This window comes from Ponticaulis profundi, from assembly GCF_042659465.1.
Taxonomy (GTDB): domain Bacteria; phylum Pseudomonadota; class Alphaproteobacteria; order Caulobacterales; family Hyphomonadaceae; genus Ponticaulis; species Ponticaulis profundi.
Genome location: NZ_JBHSSW010000050.1, coordinates 1 through 575 on the forward strand (window position 1 = coordinate 1; position 575 = coordinate 575).

At 58.3% G+C, this 575-nt stretch carries 1 protein-coding gene; it reads right to left on the minus strand.

Translation table 11 applies throughout. The features are described 5' to 3' along the window. On the minus strand, positions 1–575 hold a 575-nt coding region (locus ACFQDM_RS15665), incomplete at both ends, for a cadherin-like domain-containing protein (RefSeq protein ID WP_377380634.1).

The window sequence follows — 575 nt, forward strand, 5'->3', positions numbered from 1 at the left end:
GAGCCATCCGTACCAACCGGCGCATCATTCACCGGTGTCACCGTCAGCATCACCGTCGCTGTGTCGCCGCCATTGACCGTATAGGTAAAGCTCGTCGTGCCGTTAAAATCCGCATCCGGCGTGAAGCTCACATCGGTGCCACCATTGGTGATGGTCACCGTGCCGCCCAGAGGCTGGGTCACCGACGTGATGGTGATCGCATCGCCTTCGGTGTCGAAATCATTGGCGAGCACATCCAGCGTCGTCGCACCCGAGTCTTCTGAGACCGTAAAGCCATCAGCAACAGCGGTCGGCGCGTCATTCACCGCGCCAACATTGAGCGTCACGGTGACGGTATTGCCGTCATTCACCCGATAGGTAAAGCTGTCTGTGCCATTGAAATTGGCATCAGGCGTATAGGTGAAAGACCCATCGGCATTGAAGGTGAGCGTGCCGTTGGAGACATCTGTCACCAGGCTGGCTGTGAGCGTATCGCCTTCGACATCGGTATCATTCGCCAGAACACCGTTCGTCGCATTGACCGTCAGTGTGCCATCCTCATCGACCGCATAGCTGTCAGCCACGGCGACCGGCGC